The 2600-nt window shown below is 71.2% G+C and carries 4 protein-coding genes; 3 read left to right on the forward strand and 1 reads right to left on the reverse strand.

The features are described from left to right. Nucleotides 1-364 (reverse strand): cation:proton antiporter (locus AB7O82_RS35000; protein ID WP_428621538.1); only part of this gene is annotated, 364 nt, incomplete at its 3' end. A gap of 492 nt (nucleotides 365-856) precedes the next feature. Here AB7O82_RS35000 and AB7O82_RS35005 point away from each other — a divergent pair. The 3 genes from AB7O82_RS35005 to AB7O82_RS35015 form a co-directional block, all read left to right on the forward strand. Next, complete coding sequence (locus AB7O82_RS35005; RefSeq protein WP_428621540.1) at nucleotides 857-1906, forward strand: TonB family protein; 1050 nt, start codon at nucleotides 857-859, stop codon at nucleotides 1904-1906. Nucleotides 1907-2053: 147 nt separating this feature from the next. Next, nucleotides 2054-2242 (forward strand): hypothetical protein, encoded by a 189-nt coding sequence (locus tag AB7O82_RS35010; RefSeq protein WP_428621542.1) that lies wholly within the window; start codon nucleotides 2054-2056, stop codon nucleotides 2240-2242. Next, on the forward strand, nucleotides 2230-2600 hold a 371-nt coding region (locus AB7O82_RS35015; protein ID WP_428621544.1), incomplete at its 3' end, for a thermonuclease family protein. The genes AB7O82_RS35010 and AB7O82_RS35015, both read left to right, overlap by 13 nt.

A 2600-nucleotide genomic window follows, 5' to 3' on the forward strand; every position in this document is an offset into this window, starting at 1 on the left:
CGATGGCGGCGGCGGCGATCACGGCGGAGCAGAACGCGCCCTGCAGCCCGCCCAGGCCGAACACCCGGCGGCAGAGCGACAACAGGCGCTCCCAGGAAAGCTCGAGGCCGATGCTGAACAGCAGGAAGACAACGCCGAGGTCTGCGAGCTGCGCCACGTTCCTGGGGTTCTTGATGGTGAAGTAGCTGAGCCACGGCACGACATCCTGCAGCGCGCCCAGGCCCGACGGGCCGAGCAGGACACCGGCCGCCAAAAAGCCGAGAATGGGGCTGAGCTTCCATTGCCGGAACAGCGGAACGACGAAGCCGGCAGTGATCAGGAACAGGACGACGTCGCCGTAGTCGCTGGTCTCGACGTTGGTCACTCTGCCGCAGTCCGCACTGGCGGCAGGGCGCCGCCAAAACCAGGCACCTGGCCACTCGCCGGCTGCACGCGACGCACGGCCATTCCATATGGAACGGCACGCGGCGACGACGCTGTGAGTTGGAGCATCATGAACCGGCTATACGACACGGCTGATGAATTGCGAAGCGCGATCGCCCCACCACGGCGCGGGCCGTCGCCGCTCGGCCGACTTGCCGGCGCGACGTTTCTTGCCGGACCGTGGGCGTCATGTGGACCGCGGCCGTCATGTGGACCGCGGCCGTCTTGTGGACCGCGGCCGTCATGTGGACCGCGGCCGTCCCGCCCGCTCATGGGATTCATGAGCGGGCGGGACGCCCGCGGTCCGCATGAGACATGCGAGTCCCCCACCGGACACGCGCGTCGTCGCCGGGTGGCCGGCAAGCCAATCACGCCGTAGAACGGAGCCGCCGTGTCGCACGCCGTCAGCGCCTTCGCTCTTCGATCGAGACGGATGTCGCCGTCCGCGCTCGCGCTGACGCTTGCCCTGCATGCGCTGGTCGTGCTCGCGCTCGCCTGGCTGGCGGCGCACCGGCCGCGCGAGCCGCTGCCCGAGACGGCGATCGAGGTGACGGTCGAGCCGCCCAAGCCCCCCGACCCACCGAAGCCGCCCGAGCCACCGAAGCCGGTGGCCGAGCCTCCTCCTCCAACGCCGCCGATCCCGCTCGGCCTTCGCCCGCCGGCCGAGCTCACCGGCGAGAAGCCGACGCAGGTGCCGCGCGCAGCCGAGCAGCGCAACACGCCACCGGCACCGGATCCTGCGGCGGCGCGCGAGCTCGCGCCGCCGACAAGCGTGCCGCCGGCACCGCCGTCCACACCAGCCGTCGAGCCCCCGAAGCAGGCGACACCAGACCCAACGCCGGCTGTCGAGCCGCCGAAGCAGGCAGCGCCGTCGCCAGAGCCAGCCATCGAGCCGCCGAAGCAGACCGTGCCGTCCCCAAAGCCGGCCATCGAGGCGCCGAAGCAGGCGGGGACGACTCCTGTCCCAACGGCAGAGCCGCCCAGGCAGACGACGCCATCCGCGGCGCCCAAACCGCAGGCCCATGCCGCGCTCGCCCCACCGTCACCGCCGGTCAGGCCGGCGCCGCCGCCACAGCGGCCCGAGCTCCAGCCATCGCCCCTGGCCGCGCCCAGCCAGCGCCGGCCGTCGGCCGCTCCGCGCACCGACCAGGCGTCGCCGTCGCCCTTCGTCAACCCCGCCGACACCTACAATCGGGCGCGCATCTCCGACAACTATCTCTGGCAGGTCGTGCGCAAGCTGGCCGGCTACCAGTACCAGGCGCGCGCCAACGTGCGCGAGGGCATCACCGTGGTGCGGATCGTGATCGCGCGCGACGGCCGTCTGCTCGATGTCGGCATCGCCCGGTCGAGCGGCGTTCCGGCGTTCGACCAGGGCGTCATGGCCGGAGTCCGCGCCGGTTCGCCCTACGCGCCCCTGCCGCCCGAGATCAAGGGCGAGCAGGCGACCTTCACGCTGCCGCTGGTGTCGTCGACGGTAAGGTGATCACGGTTCAGTGATTGTGCATGCTGTCCTTAAATGGGAGACTTGCGAAAGTGGCGTATCAAATGAAAAGACCGGACAGGCCCTCGAACAAGGCCGAACCCGGCAGAGGACAGGAGAAAGCGCCACCGCGCAGCGGCAGGGGGTGGAATGAAGCAAGAGGACGAGGCTGCCACCATCCCGCCGCCGGAGTTCTGGTCGAGCCGCGCCGACGAGGCGCGCTGTCTCGCCGATCGGTTCCGCGATCCCATCGCCCGGACGCTGATGCTCGACATTGCCAACAAGTACGACCACATGGCCGCGCACGCGGCGCGCTGCCGTCCGTCGTGCCCGGGCTGACCTGGGGCGCCTTCATTCCGCCCAAGCCGGAGCACAGCATCGCCGTCATGCGCCCTGCCCTTCTCGCCAGCCTCGTCCTGGCTTTCGCCGCCGCGCCGGCGGCGGCCCAGACCGCCCTCAGCGGCGACGTCCTCGAGCTAGACGGCACGACCTATCAGCTGTGGGCCATCGACACGCTCGAGACGCACCAGGCCTGCGCCGACGGCTGGCCGGGTGGCGTCAGGGCCAAGGCCGCCCTGCGCGGCTTCATGCGCGACAGCCGCATCGCCTGCAAGGCGGTATCGCGCGAGGGCGACGGCTCGGTGGTCGCCCGTTGCACGTCGGACGGCGCCGACCTCGGCGCCGAGATGGTGGCCGC

The organism is Reyranella sp., from assembly GCF_050185545.1.
Lineage (GTDB): Bacteria > Pseudomonadota > Alphaproteobacteria > Reyranellales > Reyranellaceae > Reyranella.

What these genes read in the sequence shown, in the direction of transcription:
- AB7O82_RS35005 (WP_428621540.1), top strand. Translation starts at nt 857, where the DNA reads ATGTCGCCGTCCGCGCTCGCGCTGACGCTTGCCCTGCATGCGCTGGTC.
- AB7O82_RS35010 (WP_428621542.1), top strand. Translation starts at nt 2,054, where the DNA reads ATGAAGCAAGAGGACGAGGCTGCCACCATCCCGCCGCCGGAGTTCTGG.